The organism is Methylobacterium sp. AC315 (assembly GCF_979253755.1).
In genome coordinates, this window is the sequence record NZ_CEEDEA010000163.1 from 1 (window position 1) to 232 (window position 232).

Below are 232 nucleotides of genomic sequence, written 5' to 3' on the forward strand. Positions count from 1 at the left end.
GTGGCCTTCCGCAATCTCGCGCAGGAGGGCGGGCCGGACTTCGCGGCCGCGCAGGTCAAGGCGCTGGCCGCGCCCTACCAGGTGAAGGACGGCCCGAACGATGCGGGCGACATGGTCGACCGGCCGGGTCGGCCGGCGGACACGTTCCCACCCCCCTTCCCGCCCGCCCAGGCTGCGGCGGCCGCCAACGGCGGCCAGGCACCGCCGGACGGCTCGGTGATCGCCAAGGCGC

The 232-nt window shown here is 76.7% G+C and carries 1 protein-coding gene; it reads left to right on the forward strand.

Annotated elements, in window-relative coordinates; translation table 11 throughout:
- Positions 1-232: cytochrome c1 (locus tag AC0IY0_RS29120; RefSeq protein ID WP_471766523.1), on the forward strand; the 232-nt coding region annotated here is incomplete at both ends.